The following is a 16,912-nucleotide window of genomic DNA, read 5'->3' as shown; positions in this document are numbered from 1 at the left end:
ACAGAGGAAATATTAACAAGCTCAAGGGGATTTCACGGCGACGTGAGATATGCTTGCACTTATTAATGTGACGCAGTCCGCGCGTCAAAAAGTTAATTGTGATAAAAGTTTTGTAAAAGTGTTACTTTCTAATGTTTGATTGAGTATAAGCTCGCCTGCAGGCATTCTCAACAGTAAATCGCTACAGGCGGACATATTCTTCAAGTTATTGTTACGTAGGGTAATTATAACATTAGTTAGCATGCTTCGCTTGGCGAGACTTTCCTTCCTCTGTTTTTCCAGCTCGTATTACCAAAAAGTAGCCCATTGCAGCCAGCGCGACAGTTGTCAGCATGACAGTCACCGTAGAGAACAGCGGCTGTGCAATAAATGTCGATACCAGCATGCTGGCTAAAAAACACAAACCTAATTGTAGTGTATTTTGCAACGCCGCGGCCTTTCCTGTATTGGCAGGAAATGGCATTAATGCGTTTGCGACCACAATCGGATAGCAGGCCCCGTTAACTAGCGCCATAAAACAGAAGGGAATCAATAAAGTAACTAATGTTGACTGTGTCAGTGTGGCGATAAAATAAAGTGCAATTACGCTTACGGCATAGCCACATAACAGCCAGGGTAGCAGACGGCTGCCATCAATTTTGGCAATCAGCATGCGGCAACCGTAGCCGCCCAGTAAAAAAGCCACGGTTTGCGGCACATAACTCAGACCGATCACCGCCGGCCCGTAACCCATTTCGCTTAAAATAAACGGTGAACCGGTCAGCCAGGCAAAAAAGCCGGCCGAACAGGCGGAATATATCAACACGTTGCCGCTGTACACTGGACAAGCCAACATGGCAGACAGACTGATTTTTGCCAGGCGTAGCTGCGCACGATTCTTTTTCTTCTCCTGGAGCGTCAGAGTGAAGAACAACAGCAGGACACTGATCACCAACAGCAAGGCGAAAATAACCCGCCAGTTAAAATGATTGAGCACCCAGGCACCCACCAGTGGTGCCAGCGCCGGTGAAAGGGCAACCAGTGGCATAATGCTGGCAAATGCCCGTTTGGCCACCTCGCTGGAATAACGGTCAACGACCAGTGCCTGCCAACTGACCGCCGCCGCACAGACGCCAATCGCCTGGACAAAACGCAAGGCCAGCAGCAGCGGCGTGCTCTGCACCCAAATCATCCCCAGACAACCCAGGGAAAATAACGCCAGTCCGATAAGCAAAATAGGTTTGCGACCAAAACGATCGGAAAGCGGTCCCCAGAACAGCTGTGCCAGGGCAAAACCGGCGAGAAAAATGCTTAGACTTGAACTGATGGCACTGGCAGAGGTGTCCAGTGACGCTTGCATGCTGCCAAAGGCGGGTAAATACATATCCGTGGCCAGAAAACCGAGCATGCTTAAACCGGCCAGGTAGAGTAAAAAGCCAAATGAGGGTTTCATGATGTATCTCTTATTTACTGAAAGGTTAAAAATTTATAGCGGGACTAACGTTGCGCGCAGTGTAGCCGCTTGGCCTGACGGTTGTGAAACGCTAATATTTGCACCATGGGATTAAAAAATTTGAAGGCAGGAATGCAGCATGAACCGTCCCCTGACAAGAGGTCACCATGTGGTCTGAATATGCACTGGAAGTGGTCGACGCCGTCGCGCGCAATGGCAGCTTTACTGCCGCGGCGGCTGAGCTTAATCGCGTTCCTTCGGCAATCAGCTATCAGGTCAGACAGCTGGAGGCCTGGCTGGCAGTGCCGCTGTTTGAGCGGCGTCATCGCGATGTGGAATTGACCCCGGCGGGACGTCTTTTTGTCGATGAAGCACGGGTGCTTATCAAAAAAATGATATCAACCCGGCGTCAGTGTCAGCAGGTAGCCAATGGCTGGAGTGGTCAGCTACGGGTGGCGGTGGACCGTATTGTCAAACCTCAGCGCACCCGGCAACTGGTGGTCGATTTTTATCGCGCTTTCCCCGATACCGAGCTGATAATTCAGGGGGAAGTGTTTAACGGCGTGTGGGATGCCCTGGCCGATGGACGCGCCGATGTGGCCATTGGTGCCACCACGGCGGTGCCGGTGGGAGGGCGTTTTAGCTTTCGCGATATGGGTACGCTACCCTGGCACTGTGTGGTGAGTCGTCATCATCCATTGGCCAGCGTTGACGGCGCGCTAAATGATGAGGCGCTGCGTCCTTATCCGGCGCTTTGCATTGAAGATACCTCGCGGAATTTACCCAAGCGTGATACCTGGACGCTGGATAATCAGCGCCGCCTGGTGGTACCGGACTGGACCTGTGCCATTGATTGTCTGTGCGAGGGGCTCTGCGTTGGTATGCTGCCCGCACATATGGCATCGTCGGCGATTGCCGAAAACCGGCTGAGCGTACTGGCGCTGGCAAATACGTTTCCGGAGAGTCCATGCTGCCTGAGTTGGGACCAGCGTAATCAATCCCCGGCACTGGATTGGTTGCTCGATTATCTCGGCGAAAGCGAGACGCTGAATCAGGAATGGCTAAGGTGAAAACCTCACGCCTGCAGCGGCAGGCGTGAAGAGGGCAGAGTTACTGCTGACGGCGATAATCAAGAAAAGGGCCATCGGCCACGGAGCGGCGCTCCACCAGTTTCGGTTTGACTTCGATGGTTTGTTGCACTTCGCGCTTGCTGATAATACGGTCGAGCAGCATGGTAAAGGCCATTTCGCCCAGGCGTTCTTTGGGTTGATGCACGGTGGTTAACGCTGGAGAAAAATAGCGGGCATTACGCACATTATCGTAGCCAATGACTGAAATATCCTGCGGGACGCGCAGCCCCATTTCGTCGGCGGCGCAAATTGCGCCCATCGCCATGACATCCCCGCCGCAAAAGACGGCAGTAGGCCGGTGTTTTTGGCTAAGAATTTTTTGCATTGCCTGGTAGCCGGATTCCGGCTCAAAATCGCCCTGAACCACCCACTCATCGTGCAAGGGGATATTGGCTTCGTGCAGCGCTTTTAAAAATCCGCGATAGCGACCGCCACCAGTATTACGGTTGAGCTGGCCGGGGATGGCGCCGATATCGCGATGTCCACGCTCGATCAAATAGCGACCCGCCAGATAGCCGCCTTCAAAGGCGTTATCGATAATCGAATCGGTAAAATCGTTTTGTGCTTCGCCCCAGTCCATTACCACCATCGGAATGGAACGGTACTCTTCAAGCATCGCCAGCAACTCCTGAGGATACTCGGCACACATCACCAACAAGCCATCAACGCGTTTTTGCGCCAGCATGGCCAGATAGGCTTTTTGCTTTTCCAGATTATTATGGGAATTGCACAGGATCAGCGTATAGCCTTTGGCAAAGCAGCTATTCTCTACCGCTTCAATCACCTCGGCAAAGTAGGGCGCTTCGCTGGAGGTGGCCAGCAAACCAATGGATTTGGTGTTATTAACCTTCAGACTACGTGCTACTGCACTGGGAGAATAGTGCAGATCTTTAATGGCGGCGCGAACGGCAGCGCGTGTTTCTTCGGCGACGAAACGTGTTTTATTGATGACGTGCGACACGGTGGTGGTTGAGACCCCGGCGCGTTTGGCGACATCTTTTATCGTGGCCATGTAAAAATCACTCCTGAACTAACCATTTTCAGCACGTTAGTTATTTGTTAATCGTTTGCCTGCGTGGATTCAACTAAATAAAACATTTAATACAGTTGAATCTTTGGGTTGTTTCAGGGAGGCCTGAAAGAAGCGTCTAACGACGATCAGCACGCAGTGCGGTAACCGCTAATTTTCTCTTATATCAGTAAAAAGGGGAAGCCTAATTTATCTTTTCGTCCCAAGTGACATCATTTAACCCCTATCCATGGTCCGCAGAGCGAAAGGCGCGGCATGCGGTGATGTTATTTTGGGCCCGGGGCGATGATTGGCAGAGTGTCTATTGAAATTTATCGAATTCCGAGGCATTGCAAGTGGTAATTTTGCCAATACTTGGGCAAAATGACATGGCTCACAAACAGTAAGGCCTTGTCGCTTGGCCTAAATTGATCTCGTAAGGAGTTTACGTGGATACCAACCTAAAATATTCATTAATTACCGTAGTTTGCGCTTTTGCCATGATTATCGCGTTTAGCTTCACTGCGGTTATGCACTGATTGCGACACCCTTCGGCTGCGTTGGCCACCATTGACGCAGCAATGAAAAGGGCGATTTCTTATTCAGAAATCGCCCTTTGCTATTTGGCTTAATTTTTACTGGTAGTTCTGCCTGTGCGATGATAACGACCCGTGTTTCGGAAACCATTCGTTAAATGCTATTCATATCTATCGATAGAGAAATCATTATTTAACGAATCGTTTTAGGTGTCATCACGCGACGTGCGCCAACATAGTGCCCTTGCCAATAATCATCTGCCAGATAACTGATTTTTATATCTTCGCCGGAACGTGGTGACTGGATAAACTTGCCATTACCCAGGTAAACCCCAACGTGATCCGCTGCACCGCGTTTAGTGATCCTAAAGAACACCAGATCGCCAGACTCAAGCTCACCGCGTTTAACCGGTGCCGCATCGCGCAAATGGTACATCTCGTTGGCGGTACGCGGCATTTTAATGCGCATTAAATCTTTATAAGCGTAATAGACCAAACCACTACAGTCGAAACCGGTATGAGGCGAAGTGCCACCCCAACGATAAGGCTTACCGACCTGGTGCATCAACTTGGTCATCGCCGTTTGTTTGGCATTGATGTACTTTTTCTTATGTGCGGCACTCAATGTTACCGGTGCACACTTCTCGGCAACTGCCTTGTGTTTGCGGTGTCTGCCGTAAGCTTTTTTCCCTTCTTTGGCACAGACCACACTACTGGTGCTGGCAACTTCACGGGTAATGCTTTTGATCTCTTTTGCCGGTTTTTCGGCTTTATGTCTTACCAGCTTGGTGCTGACAGGATGCTTGTGATCAACTTTGGTCTTGGCATGCACGGCTTCTTTGCTTTTGCTGTGGTCTTTTGTTTTGGCGGTGACTTTGAGCTTTGCTTGCTCTTTTGCCGGAACAACCTTGGTCTTTTTGCTGGTTCTCGCCACGATCTTTCGCTTTCGTCGCTCGTCAGGTTTGGCCTGACTACTGTGCTTTTCGCCTTGTTCAGCGGAGACACGGTTGCTTGGCGAAGCATGCGCCAAATTCAAAAAGAGCTGGGTAAAGAGCAGCACAAAAAGCGTAAACATTAAACGCATAGCGTCGCTACCAATATTAGGCCGAAGTTAAACATCAAAAGATGTACCAGTATTCCCCAAAAAGGGGAGACAAAACAGCACGAATTGCTTCGATTCTAATTCATATTGTGAGAAAAAGTTAATATCTTTTTTTTTGCCGATAAAATGAGCTATGTTGGTGATAAAATAACCTGAATTTCAGGTGGTTAAGCTTATTTATAGCAAAAGTTCCTTTCAGGATCGCCTGGGTTAACCTCACAAAATTAAAATGTTATTCTGTGCGTCTGTCTTTTTTGCCCTGATTGGGCAATTAGCGAGCTAGCCTAACACCGACATGACCTACCTGCATCAATCACAGGTCACACCGTGATAAAGACCTTGCAAAAAATGGCGTTTTTATCTGATGCCTGCCATCGTTACAATGGTAGACAGTTGATCCGGTTTTTCTGTCATGACTGTGTCGTCACCGCCCGTTTGATGGCAGAGTATGGACAAGCAGCAAGAACGAGAGCATTCATTTCACTTCAGGTGATCGAGACAGCCATTAATGGCTTGAGGAAGCAAAAAAATGACCACTACTATCGAAAAAATCAAACAGCAGGTTTCTGAGAACCCGATCCTTCTTTATATGAAAGGTTCTCCAAAACTGCCAAGCTGCGGTTTCTCGGCTCAGGCCGTTCAGGCATTGTCCGCCTGCGGTGAACGTTTTGCCTATGTGGATATCCTGCAGAATCCGGATATTCGCGCCGAGATGCCAAAATTTGCCAACTGGCCAACTTTCCCACAGCTGTGGGTTGACGGTGAACTGGTAGGCGGTTGTGATATCGTGATTGAGATGTATCAACGCGGTGAATTGCAGCAGTTGATCAAAGAAACTGCCGACAAGTACAAATCGAAAGAAGAACAGTCTGAGTAAGTGACCTTTCTTCAAAAAGATAGCGGCTGAAATAGCCGCTTTTTTTTGCCCGATAGAAAAAAGCTTTACTGCTCTTGCGGCGCTTCCTCGTCGGCGTCGATGGGCAATGGCCAGCCTCCCAGACGTTTCCAGCGGTTGACCAGCTCACAGAACAAGTGTGCCGTTTGCTCGGTATCATACAAGGCCGAGTGGGCCTGCGAGCTGTCGAAAATCATCCCGGCGCTGATACAGGCTTTGGCCAGTACGGTTTGTCCCAATACCAATCCGCTTAATGCCGCAGTATCAAAGGTGGCAAAAGGATGGAAAGGATTGCGCTTAAGACCGGCACGCTCAGCGGCAGCCATCAGAAAGCTGTGGTCAAAATTGGCGTTATGCGCCACGATAATCGCACGGTTGCAATCCTGCTCTTTCATACCTTTGCGTACCGCTTTAAAAATAGCGTGTAGCGCGTCGTACTCACTCACTGCACCGCGCAGTGGATTGGTCGGGTCGATGCCATTAAATGCCAGGGCTTCAGGATGGAGAATCGACCCCTCAAACGGCTCAACGTGAAAATGCACGGTCTCATCGTTGTGCAGCCAGCCGTCCTCATCCATACGTAAGGTCACGGCTGCAATTTCCAGCAAGGCATCGGTTTGGGCATTAAACCCGGCGGTTTCTACATCTATCACCACGGGATAAAACCCGCGGAAACGGCCTCTCAGGGCGTTAATGTCACTTTTGGCAGCCATCGGTTTCTTATGTTTAAAGAATTCAGCGCGCATTATGGCAAATTTTCAGGCCAGATGCAGGAAGGAAGATAAAAATGAGGAAAGGGCGCCAAATTCGCGCCCTTAAGGTTTCTATGGCAGAGCGGATTAATTGCCCAAACCCTGACCCGCATGTTTTGATTCGATTAGCTCGATTTTGTAGCCATCCGGATCTTCGACGAAGGCGATTATGGTGGAACCGCCTTTTACCGGACCGGCTTCACGTACCACTTTGCCACCGGCATGACGAATGTCTTCGCAAGTCTGGGCAACGTTATCAACGCCTAACGCCAGATGGCCGAATGCCGTACCCATCTCGTAGCTTTCTACGCCGTAGTTATAGGTCAACTCGATCACTGCACCTTCGCTTTCATCGGTATAACCCACAAAAGCCAGGTCGTATTTGTATTCGGTATTCTGGCTGGTACGCAGCAGTTTCATACCCAGCACTTCGGTATAAAATTTAATGGCGCGCTGCATGTCGCCAACGCGGATCATAGTATGGAGTAAACGCATAATTTCCTCTGATTGCCGGTTAAATACTGATAAATACTACACTAGCTCAATGCTATCGCTTTGTCTTTAAGAGAGATCCTGACTGCACTAAAAAGCGGCAATCAAATGATTGCCGCCGAGTTTGATGACAACGTGGTCTTGACGATCGAGATACCCGGGCATAGCACCCCTAGGTGTACTCTCCCTAAAAACGGGCTTTGTCAGCAGTGTGAGCGGCAATCAAATGATGGCCGCCGTGGTGATGCGCAATAAAAATCAATTACAGGGTAGGGTAGTCGGTATAGCCCTGTGCGCCGCCGCCGTAGAAGCTTTCGGCTTTCGGTTCATTCAGCGCTGCATGACTCTTGAGGCGTTCAACCAGATCCGGATTGGCGATATAGCTACGACCAAAGGCCACGGCATCGATATAGCCTTTGGCAATCAGTTCTTCAGCTTTCTCGGCGGTATAAGCACCCGCGCCGACGATTACTCCCTGGTAATGCTGACGAATAATTTTACGGAATTCTTCGGTATAGGCTTTGCCACCCGCCCAGTCAGGTTCGGAAATATGCAGATAGGCGAGATGACGTTTGTTCAGTTCATCGAGCAGGTAAATGGCCGCTTCTTGCTGGTCTTCGCCATTATCCAGACCATTGAAAGGACCCATCGGCGAAATGCGGATACCGACGCGATCGGCGCCGATTTCAGCCACAGTGGCATCCACCACTTCCAGCGTCAGACGGGTACGGTTTTCAATGCTGCCGCCGTACTGATCTTCACGCAGGTTAGAAGCCGGTGACATAAACTGATGCAGCAAATAACCATGGGCGGCATGCAGCTCGATATAGTCAAAGTCCGCTTCGCGAGAGTTGGCGGCAGCCAGACGGAAATCATTAACGATCCCCGGGATTTCGCTGGTTTCCAGGGCGCGTGGCAGAGAGCACTCTTCGCGGATGGCATTACCCTGGGCATCACGCAGGCTGGTACGGGTCCCTGCCGCAATGGCTGAAGGGGCTACCGGTGGCTGCTGACCCGGTTGCAGGCTGCTGTGGGAGATACGGCCCACATGCCAAAGCTGCACGGCAATATGACCCTCTTTGGCATGCACTCCGGCAACAATTTTTTTCCAGGCGGCAGTTTGTTCTGGCGTATGCAGACCTGGCGCACCGGCATAACCTTTGGCCTGGAACGAAACTTGTGTCGCCTCGGTAATAATCAGGCCGGCACTATGGCGTTGTGCATAGTACTCGCCCATCAGTGGCGTCGGGATATCACCTGGCTCAATGCTGCGCAAACGGGTCAATGGCGCCATAAATACGCGATTGGGTAAAGTTTTTTTGCCAACTACAAGTGGGGTAAAAAGCTTGGTCATTTTCATTAACTCCTGTGAATAGACTGGTCGACTCATAATAATTTGTGATCCCGGGCATCATAAGGCTAAAGAATCCCGGTTTTATCTGCGTAGCTACTTGCCGCTTACCGCTCTTTTCAGGCTCCAGCCGGAGGTTGTAGCAGTATCTCCAACAGTTCCAGCGCGGCGGCAAGCGGTGCCACCGAGTGTTTTATTTTGGCGCGCAGTGAGGCACCTAACCATAATGAATAAATAATCTCTGCGGCCACTGCCGGTGGTTGTAAAACCTGTAACGACCCTTCAGCAATACCCTGCTCGATGGCCGTGGCCAGCTGTTTAACTACAGTCGCGGTACCCTTTTCCAGCACGTGACGCATGGGTTCGGACAAGTCGCTGACCTCGGCGGAAACTTTTACCGCCAGGCAGGCGTTGTGGCATTGGCTGTTACAAAAATTTGTAATAGCCTGGGCATAATAACTGAGCAGATGCTGGCGCTGATTACCGTTTGGCTGATTGAAATGCCGGTGCAGCGCTTGCTCATAGTTATCGAAATAACGTTGGATCATCGCTTCGCCAAAAGCTTCTTTCGACTTGAAATGATGATAAAAGGAACCCTTTGGCACGCCAGCGGTGGTCAGAATTTCAGTCAGCCCCATCGCGGTAAATCCCAGGCGCATACTGAGTTCTTCACCAGTAGCCAGTAAATGTTCGCGGGTATCGCTGTGTGGGGGGGCAGATTTATTCATAGGGCGAGATTAATAGACCAGTCGGTCCAGGTCAACCGTCACCGGCGATATTTGGCGCTAATTTCCTCTTTGTGAACGAAAGATGGCACATATTGATAAATGCGGTATAAAATATAGGCAATTGCTGCGCGTTTGTTACGTGCTTAATCGTGAATACGGAGAATTTTTTGGCTCAGCAGCTTGAGTTTTTCGAGATCCCCAGCCCATGCCGTGGTATTTGCCAGTCTGGGCCCAACGGCTACTGTCACGGTTGCTTTCGCAGCCGTGAAGAGCGTTTTGGCTGGTTGAACATGAGCGATGTCGAAAAAAGGCAGGTATTGAGACTGTGTCATCAGCGTTTCTTGCGTTTGAAACGTGCCGCCAAACCGTCAGACGATCCCCTTCCTGAGCAGCCCTCACTGTTTTGATCTTGCCTAGTGCGTTAATCTTGTGGCATTTGCTGATTTGGCATCAATGAAAATCTTTGGCAACAAGCTATGCTGGCCACAATAAAATAACGAGATAAGGAAACAGTAAATGGAACAACGCACGCGTATTTCAGCCCAGGGTCCGGAATTTTCTTCCATGATTTGTGGGTACTGGCGTTTGATGGAGTGGCAGATGACACCACAGCAGCTGTTGGCGTTTATGCAACAGCATGTGGAATTAGGCATCACCACGGCCGATCATGCGGATATTTATGGTGGCTATCAATGTGAAGCGGCCTTTGGCCAGGCGTTGCGTCTGAAACCCGCGCTGCGCCAGCAAATGCAACTGGTCAGCAAATGCGGTATTGCCACCATGGCGGCGTCTGGTAACACTATCGGTCATTATATTACTGATAAAGACTATATTATTGCCCAAACCGAACGTTCTTTGCGCAATATGTATACCGACCATCTCGACCTGTTACTGATCCATCGTCCTGACCCGTTAATGGATGCCGATAATACCGCCGAAGCCTTTATTGCTCTGCATCAAAGCGGCAAAGTGAAACATTTTGGTGTTTCCAACTTTACCCCCTCACAGTTCAGCCTGCTGCAATCGCGATTGCCTTTTGCGCTGGTGACCAATCAGGTAGAAATTTCGCCGGTGCATCAACCTGCGTTACTTGATGGCACGCTGGATCAGTGCCAGCAGCTGCGAATGAAACCGATGGCCTGGTCTTGTCTTGGCGGTGGTAGTCTGTTTAGCGAGGCTCAATACCAGCCGCTGCGCGAAGAGCTGCAGCAGGTGGCACAAGAGATCGGCGCAGAAAACATCGAACAGGTGGTTTACGCCTGGATTATGCGTCTGCCGTCACAACCGTTACCTATTATTGGTTCCGGTAAAATTGAACGGGTGGCGTCGGCCTGGCAGGCTCTGTCGTTAAATCTCAACCGTCAGCAATGGTTCCGCATTCGCAAGGCGGCGCTCGGCTACGACGTGCCTTAATTCAGGCAGATTTTTCGCCTGCGGGCGGGGGATCCTCAATATTGATGGCGGACTGTAACTGCGATAACGAACAGTACAGACGCCAGATCACCCCGGCCAACTGGCGTGCCGAAGGATCCGGATGCCGCGCCAGCGACTCACTGATACGCAGCAGTTCGCTTAGTGTGGCATCCAGTTTCGGGTGGCTTACCCCGCGCTCGGTCATAATGCCGCGCAGGCAATGAATGCAGATATCACGTACTTTCGCCAGCGGATTTGAACCGGTTTCCCAGTCGCGCAGCTGCCAGACAATATGGCTACAGTTGAGCAACACCACACCCCAGCGCAGTAACCAGGTGCGGGAAAGCTGATCTTTACTCTGATTAAGCTGGTTGATGCGGTAATAGATCAGCGACTCAAATTGCAAATGTGTCAGCTGTGGCTTGCGGCTGAGCTGGTCGATAAAATCCCGGCGCAGGGCGTGGATCAGGCGACGGCTTTTGCGTTGGTCAGAGCTGGGGCGCAACACCTGAAAGGCAATACCCGCCAACATGATACCGGCAATTTTTGCCAGTCCGTCATTGATAAAAGATTGATAGTCATAGCTTGGCGGATTAGTGATCGCCAAAAATGACCCACCAAATACAATCAATTGTCCCCACAGGCTGGCATAGCGCTTAAATTGCAGCTTAAACAATTGCATAGTGGTTAACATTGGCAGCAGCAGGGCGCAAAACAGCCAAAAATCATTGATCCGTACCATCAGGCCAAATTTCAAAACATAGCAGCCAATGAACAACAGGATCAGCGATTTGGTCAACAGGGTAATGCTGTTGATTGGCGACGCGGTCGATGAATAAAGCACACAGCCTATCGCAGCCAGAGTCACGCCTGCTGCCCCTGAATCCCACTGAGTGTTGATCCAGTAAGCACAGGCCAACACAATACAGATAAAAGTGCGCAGGCCACTGTAGGCCGCCTCATAGCTGTCAGCATGGTGGGTCAGCCGACTGACTCGCGGTGCCTGTATCTGTTCCATCGCCACCAGATTGGCATTTTCAACCCGTTGCAGCAGGCGCTCGGTGCGCAGATATAACCAGCAAAAATCGCGCAGGCGTTGCCAAAAGGCCTGATGACGAAAGTCGGCCAGGTCACGGGGGCGGATCAGGTTAAGGGTTTGGGCTAACTGGTATTTGCTGATCTGCGGATTTCTCAGCTGTTCGAGCAGCAGGTTGAGCACCTGATTAAGTTGCTCCGGGGGATCTGGCCAATTGAGCAGCATTCTGCGCAGGCTGGAGATATAGCTGGTCATGCGCAGCTGTTGATGCAGCAGGAAATTAAGCAAATTATTCTGTTGCCGTAGACGATAGTGGCTCCAGAAGGCCTGGATGCGCAGTAGATTAAGGGTGAGGATTTGGCTGATCACCCCTTCATGGGAGACGCGGATCTGGTTGCTGACTTCACTGCGCCACAGCAACTGGGCATGTTCCAGCAACTGACTGTGCATTTTTCGCAGCGAAGTCAGTAGCGCATCGCCGTCTGAGGTGCTGGGCAGCACCATCATCATAAAGCCGCCGCATAAAATACCACTGATCACTTCGCAGACCCTGGCCTGGGCAATGTCAAAAATGGTCACCGTATCGGTAACGTTCACCGTCGAGAAGGCGATAATTGCCGCCGTATAACCAGCCAAGGCAAAAGCGTAGGAAACGTTATTCTGATAGAGATTGGCGGCGTAAGTGCAAATACCTAACCATGAGGCAATGGCCAGGGTAAACAGCCAGGGGTCGTTAAGGCAGTGTCCTGCAATAAGCACCGCCGCTGAGGCACCCAGCAGACTGCCAAACACCCGGCCAATACTTTTACTGATCACCCCGCCGACGGTAGGAAAACTCACTACTGCCGCCGAGGTCATGGCCCAGTAGGGTTCATCAAGCTGCAGCACAAAGGCCAGCCACAGTGCCAGACACATGGCAATGGCATTACGCAGCGCATAACGCCACTGGCCGGAGGTTGCCTTCCCCCAGGGGGTATTTTTCCACTCCAGCCACGAAAAATTCACGGTATGTCCTTAATAGTGAATAGCAATCGTGCAACTGGTACCGGCGACCAGCACCAAATTTTGCGGTATATGATCGAGGCTGATGCGTACCGGTACGCGTTGGGCTAATCGGACCCAGGGAACATTGGGTTTTACATCCAATAATAAACCGCCAGAGGTTTCGACACTCTGGTCATATATTGCCCGACCAATACTTTCGACTTGTCCTTTCAAGGGAACATTGCCGTTGTACAAAATAATATCGGCCTGGCTGCCAATATTAATATGTTTAAGTTTTGTTTCTTCAAAATAACCTAAAACATAAAATGAATGGGCATCGATCAGTGCCACCAACGGTGTTCCGGTGGTGGCATAGTTGCCTTTGCGCGCCTGAAGATTTGTTATATAGCCATCGGTGGGCGCGACAATGGCGGTTTTGCTTAAATTCCAGCGCGCCTGATTGAGGTTGGCTTTAGCTGCTTCAAATGCGGCCTGCATCGATCGCGCTTCCAGATTGGCCTGATCGAGAGATTCGCTGGAAATCACATTCCGACCCAGGGCGCGTCGGCGCTGCGCTTCATGATTGGCTTTGTCGAGATCGGCCGCCGCTTTATCCACTGAGGCTTGGGCGTTATCGACGGCAATTTTAAAAGGCTCCGGGTCAAGATTAAACAGTACCTCACCATTTTTGACATATTGATTGTCATGAACCGCAATGTCGGTGATCCTTCCCGACACTTCGGGGGTGATGTTGACCAGCTCTGCTCGTACTTTTCCATCGCGAGTCCAGGGCGACTGCATGTAATAGTTCCACATCCACCATCCTGCGCATAAAGCAATCGCCAGGACAAATACCGTTGAGAAATACTTAAGTGTCTTGAATTTCATGTTTTTACTCATTGACGATCAGTAACAAGGCACCACATATTGAGATGACAAAGAGAGATAAATCCATAAGTGCAGGATGCCAGATTTCACCCGAATAAATCCGGTCGCGTAGCAGGTGGTGGATCAGTAACCAAATAAACAGTCCAAGTAAAAATGCTTTAAAGATAGGAGGGAAATATAGCGAAGCACCCAGAACCAAATCCTGGAGAAGGGGGCCTGAATGGAACATTTGGCTAATCACAATATTAATCTCTGCATCAGGTTGTGTTATAAATAACCGGGCTTCTGGGTGCATTTTGGCATTTAGGGCATCAGATCTCAGATTAATTGTATTACGTATTCTGCGGATATTTGTAATTTTACGATTAAATCCACGAGAACTAAGCTAAACTCTGGGGAGTTATCTTAGCATGCTAATTATAAGGAGGGGGCATTGGAATCGAACCTAGGGTCAGATCTCGCACGATTAGTTCGTGTCTGGCGTGCATTGATCGACGATCGGCTTAAGCCATTAGAGCTCACGCAGACGCATTGGGTGACGTTACACAACATCAATATTTTGCCACCTGAACAGTCGCAAATTCAGCTTGCAAAAGCGATTGGTATTGAACAACCATCATTGGTCAGAACCCTTGACCAACTGGAAGAAAAAAAGCTGATAACCCGTCAAACCTGCGCCAGCGATCGTCGTGCAAAACGCATTAAACTGACGGAAGAGGCAGCACCAATCATCCATCAGATGGAAACGGTGATCGATGATACTCGTCAGGAAATTTTATCGGGAATGTCTTCTGAAGATATCCAACTGTTGCTGAACATGCTGGCAAGATTAGAAAAAAACATTGCGTCATTGCACAATAAATCTTAATGAATGACCGTCGTGCCCATTCCTGATAAAACCGGAACCCTGTTGCCAGGCGTTCCGGTTTTTTTATAAGACGAAGGTGGCGGTTATACGCCTGGAGAGACAGTGACGGTACTGCCGCTGCTGGCCAAACTGACACGCTGACCTACGTAGTAATGGGTATTGCTGTCGGCTTTTTGCACTACCATGATGGTATTGCCGTCATCTTTGCGGATTTGCAGCTCTACGCCGTTAGAGCGGTTCATCGCGCTGGACACACCCTGTCCAGCCACGGCACCGGCAACGGCACCGCCTGCGGTTGCCAGACTGCGTCCGGTACCGCGGCCAATGGTGTTACCGAGGAACCCGCCTAACACTGCGCCACCGATGGCGCCAATCACATTGTTTTCATCGCCACCTTGAATTTGTACCGGGCGTACAGACACCAAAGTACCATAAGTCACGTATTGAACCTGTTTCGCCTGTGAAGCCGAATAGACATTACCTGACAAGGTATTATCGCTGACACAACCCACCAGGGTGGTGCCAACCAGTGCAACGATGAGAATACGCTTAATCATAAAAAACTCCTGTTTAATGACACACCGATCTTGCCTGCGTCGTTCGCGCGTCCAGATGCCAAAGGCGCTAACCATCCCTCTCAGGCACTTAACGCAAGCGCATGAGTACGGACTGAGTTGCTGCCAACCTGGATCCGGAAGGCTTTTGGGTAGACTCGTTCAGTGTTGTAAATCGGGACACATTTCACATCAGGGTAGGCAGTGCCAGCTATTATCATAACGCAAACTGGCGAATATCTTATAGACACACCCATCAACTAATACTAAACATTGGTTTAATTTTGCCTCAGTCGCAAGGGATCGTTGTTAAGTAAGGCACTTTTCATACTGCTTTACGTGGTGAAATTATTGAAAAAATCAGGTTCGTCCTCACACCTTTAAAAAAAGATAAACTAAAACAGAGCCTTGCCTTGATAATTTTGTTTTATAACCGTCATACTTCAAACTGTATCCTTACTGGCTGCTTCCGGTCACTGCGTGAGCGATGTGCCTGGGGATTGCTGTTGTTACCGCCATGGGGCAACGCAAATTATTTTGGATATAGTGAATTTTTATTCTTTCCGGTTCGATAAGGGAGCTAAAAAAGATGCTATCGATGAAGTCAGGTCGCTACATTGGCGTGATGTCAGGCACCAGTCTTGATGGTGTTGATGTCGTATTGGCCGCGATAGACGAACGTATGGTTGCGCAGCAGGCGAGTTATTCGCATCCCATCCCGCAAGCCATTAAACAGGCGATACTCGGCATGTGCCAGGGACAGGCCGTGACGCTGGCTCAGGTAGGAGAGCTGGATGCACAGCTTGGCACCCTGTTTGCCGAAGCCGTTCTGGGTTTGTTGGCGCAGTCGGGGGTGGCCGCCGAAGAGGTGACGGCTATTGGCTGTCACGGGCAGACTGTCTGGCATCAGCCGCAGGGCGAGACGACTTTTTCTATGCAGCTTGGTGATAATAACCGTATTGCCGCAATGACCGGTATTACTACTATTGGTGATTTTCGTCGTCGGGATATGGCCTGGGGGGGGCAGGGTGCACCGCTGGTTCCGGCTTTTCATCAGGCACTACTTGCCCATCCCTCCGAGCGACGGATGATCCTTAATATCGGCGGTATTGCCAATCTGTCACTTTTGCTGCCCGGTCAGCCTATTCGCGGCTATGACACCGGGCCGGGAAACATGCTGATGGATGCCTGGATCTGGCGGCACCGGACCCTGCCTTATGATAAAGGGGCGCAATGGGCAATGCAGGGCAAGGTCAATGCCTTGCTGCTGCAGCAAATGCTGGCTGACCCTTATTTTGCCATGCCCGCTCCCAAAAGTACCGGACGCGAGTATTTCAATCATGCCTGGCTTGAACGTCAATTGTCGCGTAATGAACCCCTGCCACCAGAAGATGTCCAGGCTACCCTCGCCGAGCTGACGGCTACCACTATTGTCAACCAGGTAAAACTGGCCGGGGGCTGTGAACGTTTGCTGGTCTGTGGCGGCGGGGCGCGTAATCCGCTGATCATGGCTCGGATGTCGGCAATGTTGCCGGGAATTGAAGTCAGCCCAACCGATCTGTTTGGCGTCAGTGGCGACGATATGGAAGCGCTGGCCTTTGCCTGGCTGGCATTTCGCACTCTGTCAGGACAGCCGGGAAATCTGCCTTCGGTCACCGGTGCCAGCAGAGAAACAGTGCTAGGTGCGATTTATCCGGTTTTTTCAACGGTCAACCAGCAGTAGGCTAAGATGACTGACGGTA

18 protein-coding genes are annotated in these 16,912 nt (G+C 50.4%); 7 read left to right on the top strand and 11 right to left on the bottom strand.

Annotation, left to right across the window (positions count from 1 at the left end):
* Nucleotides 1-232: 232 nt before the first annotated feature.
* Nucleotides 233-1,432, bottom strand: coding sequence for a purine nucleoside transporter PunC (punC, locus tag GW590_RS18290; RefSeq protein WP_169404519.1), 1,200 nt, complete (start codon nt 1,430-1,432; stop codon nt 233-235).
* Between the two features lie 167 nt (nt 1,433-1,599).
* On the opposite strand from punC, the gene punR reads away from it, so the two are divergent.
* Nucleotides 1,600-2,502: a DNA-binding transcriptional activator PunR gene (gene punR, locus GW590_RS18285; protein WP_169404518.1), complete on the top strand. Its 903-nt coding sequence runs from the start codon at nt 1,600-1,602 to the stop codon at nt 2,500-2,502.
* Between the two features lie 40 nt (nt 2,503-2,542).
* Here punR and purR read toward each other — a convergent pair whose 3' ends face one another.
* A complete protein-coding gene (gene purR, locus GW590_RS18280) occupies nt 2,543-3,574 on the bottom strand; it encodes an HTH-type transcriptional repressor PurR (protein WP_169404517.1) in 1,032 nt (343 codons plus the stop codon).
* A 446-nt stretch (nt 3,575-4,020) separates the two neighbouring features.
* Here purR and cydH point away from each other — a divergent pair, with 446 nt between their 5' ends.
* Nucleotides 4,021-4,110, top strand: coding sequence for a cytochrome bd-I oxidase subunit CydH (cydH, locus tag GW590_RS24645; RefSeq protein WP_169404516.1), 90 nt, complete (start codon nt 4,021-4,023; stop codon nt 4,108-4,110).
* A gap of 190 nt (nt 4,111-4,300) precedes the next feature.
* On the opposite strand, the gene GW590_RS18270 is transcribed toward cydH, so the two are convergent.
* On the bottom strand, nt 4,301-5,191 hold the full coding sequence (locus GW590_RS18270; RefSeq protein ID WP_169404515.1) for a C40 family peptidase: 891 nt from the start codon (nt 5,189-5,191) through the stop codon (nt 4,301-4,303).
* 547 nt (nt 5,192-5,738) lie between these two features.
* On the opposite strand from GW590_RS18270, the gene GW590_RS18265 reads away from it, so the two are divergent.
* Entirely contained in the window at nt 5,739-6,086 is a 348-nt protein-coding gene (locus tag GW590_RS18265) for a Grx4 family monothiol glutaredoxin (RefSeq protein ID WP_169404514.1), read from the top strand.
* Nucleotides 6,087-6,151: 65 nt separating this feature from the next.
* On the opposite strand, the gene rnt is transcribed toward GW590_RS18265, so the two are convergent.
* The 4 genes from rnt to GW590_RS18245 all read right to left on the bottom strand — a co-directional run bounded on the left by rnt (nt 6,152) and on the right by GW590_RS18245 (nt 9,427).
* A complete protein-coding gene (rnt, locus tag GW590_RS18260) occupies nt 6,152-6,850 on the bottom strand; it encodes a ribonuclease T (protein ID WP_169404513.1) in 699 nt (232 codons plus the stop codon).
* Nucleotides 6,851-6,943: 93 nt separating this feature from the next.
* Nucleotides 6,944-7,351 (bottom strand): lactoylglutathione lyase, encoded by a 408-nt coding sequence (gene gloA / locus GW590_RS18255; RefSeq protein WP_169404512.1) that lies wholly within the window; start codon nt 7,349-7,351, stop codon nt 6,944-6,946.
* A 259-nt stretch (nt 7,352-7,610) separates the two neighbouring features.
* Nucleotides 7,611-8,708 (bottom strand): alkene reductase, encoded by a 1,098-nt coding sequence (gene nemA / locus GW590_RS18250; protein WP_169404511.1) that lies wholly within the window; start codon nt 8,706-8,708, stop codon nt 7,611-7,613.
* A 110-nt stretch (nt 8,709-8,818) separates the two neighbouring features.
* Nucleotides 8,819-9,427, bottom strand: a complete 609-nt coding sequence (locus GW590_RS18245; RefSeq protein ID WP_169404510.1) for a TetR/AcrR family transcriptional regulator — start codon at nt 9,425-9,427, stop codon at nt 8,819-8,821.
* 167 nt (nt 9,428-9,594) lie between these two features.
* Between GW590_RS18245 and GW590_RS18240 the strand changes: the two genes are divergently transcribed.
* Together GW590_RS18240 and GW590_RS18235 are read left to right on the top strand one after the other, a co-directional pair.
* Complete coding sequence (locus tag GW590_RS18240; protein WP_169404509.1) at nt 9,595-9,834, top strand: DUF1289 domain-containing protein; 240 nt, start codon at nt 9,595-9,597, stop codon at nt 9,832-9,834.
* 109 nt (nt 9,835-9,943) lie between these two features.
* Nucleotides 9,944-10,840 (top strand): aldo/keto reductase, encoded by an 897-nt coding sequence (locus tag GW590_RS18235; protein WP_169404508.1) that lies wholly within the window; start codon nt 9,944-9,946, stop codon nt 10,838-10,840.
* 1 nt (nt 10,841) lies between these two features.
* Here GW590_RS18235 and GW590_RS18230 read toward each other — a convergent pair whose 3' ends face one another.
* The 3 genes from GW590_RS18230 to GW590_RS18220 are packed head-to-tail and all read right to left on the bottom strand — an operon-like array spanning nt 10,842 to nt 13,989.
* Nucleotides 10,842-12,881: an FUSC family protein gene (locus GW590_RS18230; RefSeq protein ID WP_169404507.1), complete on the bottom strand. Its 2,040-nt coding sequence runs from the start codon at nt 12,879-12,881 to the stop codon at nt 10,842-10,844.
* Nucleotides 12,882-12,890: 9 nt separating this feature from the next.
* Nucleotides 12,891-13,748: an efflux RND transporter periplasmic adaptor subunit gene (locus GW590_RS18225; RefSeq protein WP_169404506.1), complete on the bottom strand. Its 858-nt coding sequence runs from the start codon at nt 13,746-13,748 to the stop codon at nt 12,891-12,893.
* Nucleotides 13,749-13,752: 4 nt separating this feature from the next.
* On the bottom strand, nt 13,753-13,989 hold the full coding sequence (locus GW590_RS18220; protein WP_169404600.1) for a DUF1656 domain-containing protein: 237 nt from the start codon (nt 13,987-13,989) through the stop codon (nt 13,753-13,755).
* A 192-nt stretch (nt 13,990-14,181) separates the two neighbouring features.
* Between GW590_RS18220 and slyA the strand changes: the two genes are divergently transcribed.
* Entirely contained in the window at nt 14,182-14,616 is a 435-nt protein-coding gene (gene slyA, locus GW590_RS18215; protein ID WP_169404505.1) for a transcriptional regulator SlyA, read from the top strand.
* An 83-nt stretch (nt 14,617-14,699) separates the two neighbouring features.
* Here slyA and GW590_RS18210 read toward each other — a convergent pair whose 3' ends face one another.
* A complete protein-coding gene (locus GW590_RS18210; protein WP_169404504.1) occupies nt 14,700-15,173 on the bottom strand; it encodes an outer membrane lipoprotein in 474 nt (157 codons plus the stop codon).
* A gap of 595 nt (nt 15,174-15,768) precedes the next feature.
* Here GW590_RS18210 and anmK point away from each other — a divergent pair.
* On the top strand, nt 15,769-16,893 hold the full coding sequence (gene anmK / locus GW590_RS18205; RefSeq protein ID WP_169404503.1) for an anhydro-N-acetylmuramic acid kinase: 1,125 nt from the start codon (nt 15,769-15,771) through the stop codon (nt 16,891-16,893).
* The last annotated feature ends 19 nt before the right edge of the window (nt 16,894-16,912 follow it).

This window comes from Rouxiella aceris (genome assembly GCF_012933545.1).
Lineage (GTDB): Bacteria > Pseudomonadota > Gammaproteobacteria > Enterobacterales > Enterobacteriaceae > Rouxiella > Rouxiella aceris.
This window is presented reverse-complemented; position numbering and strand designations above follow the sequence as displayed.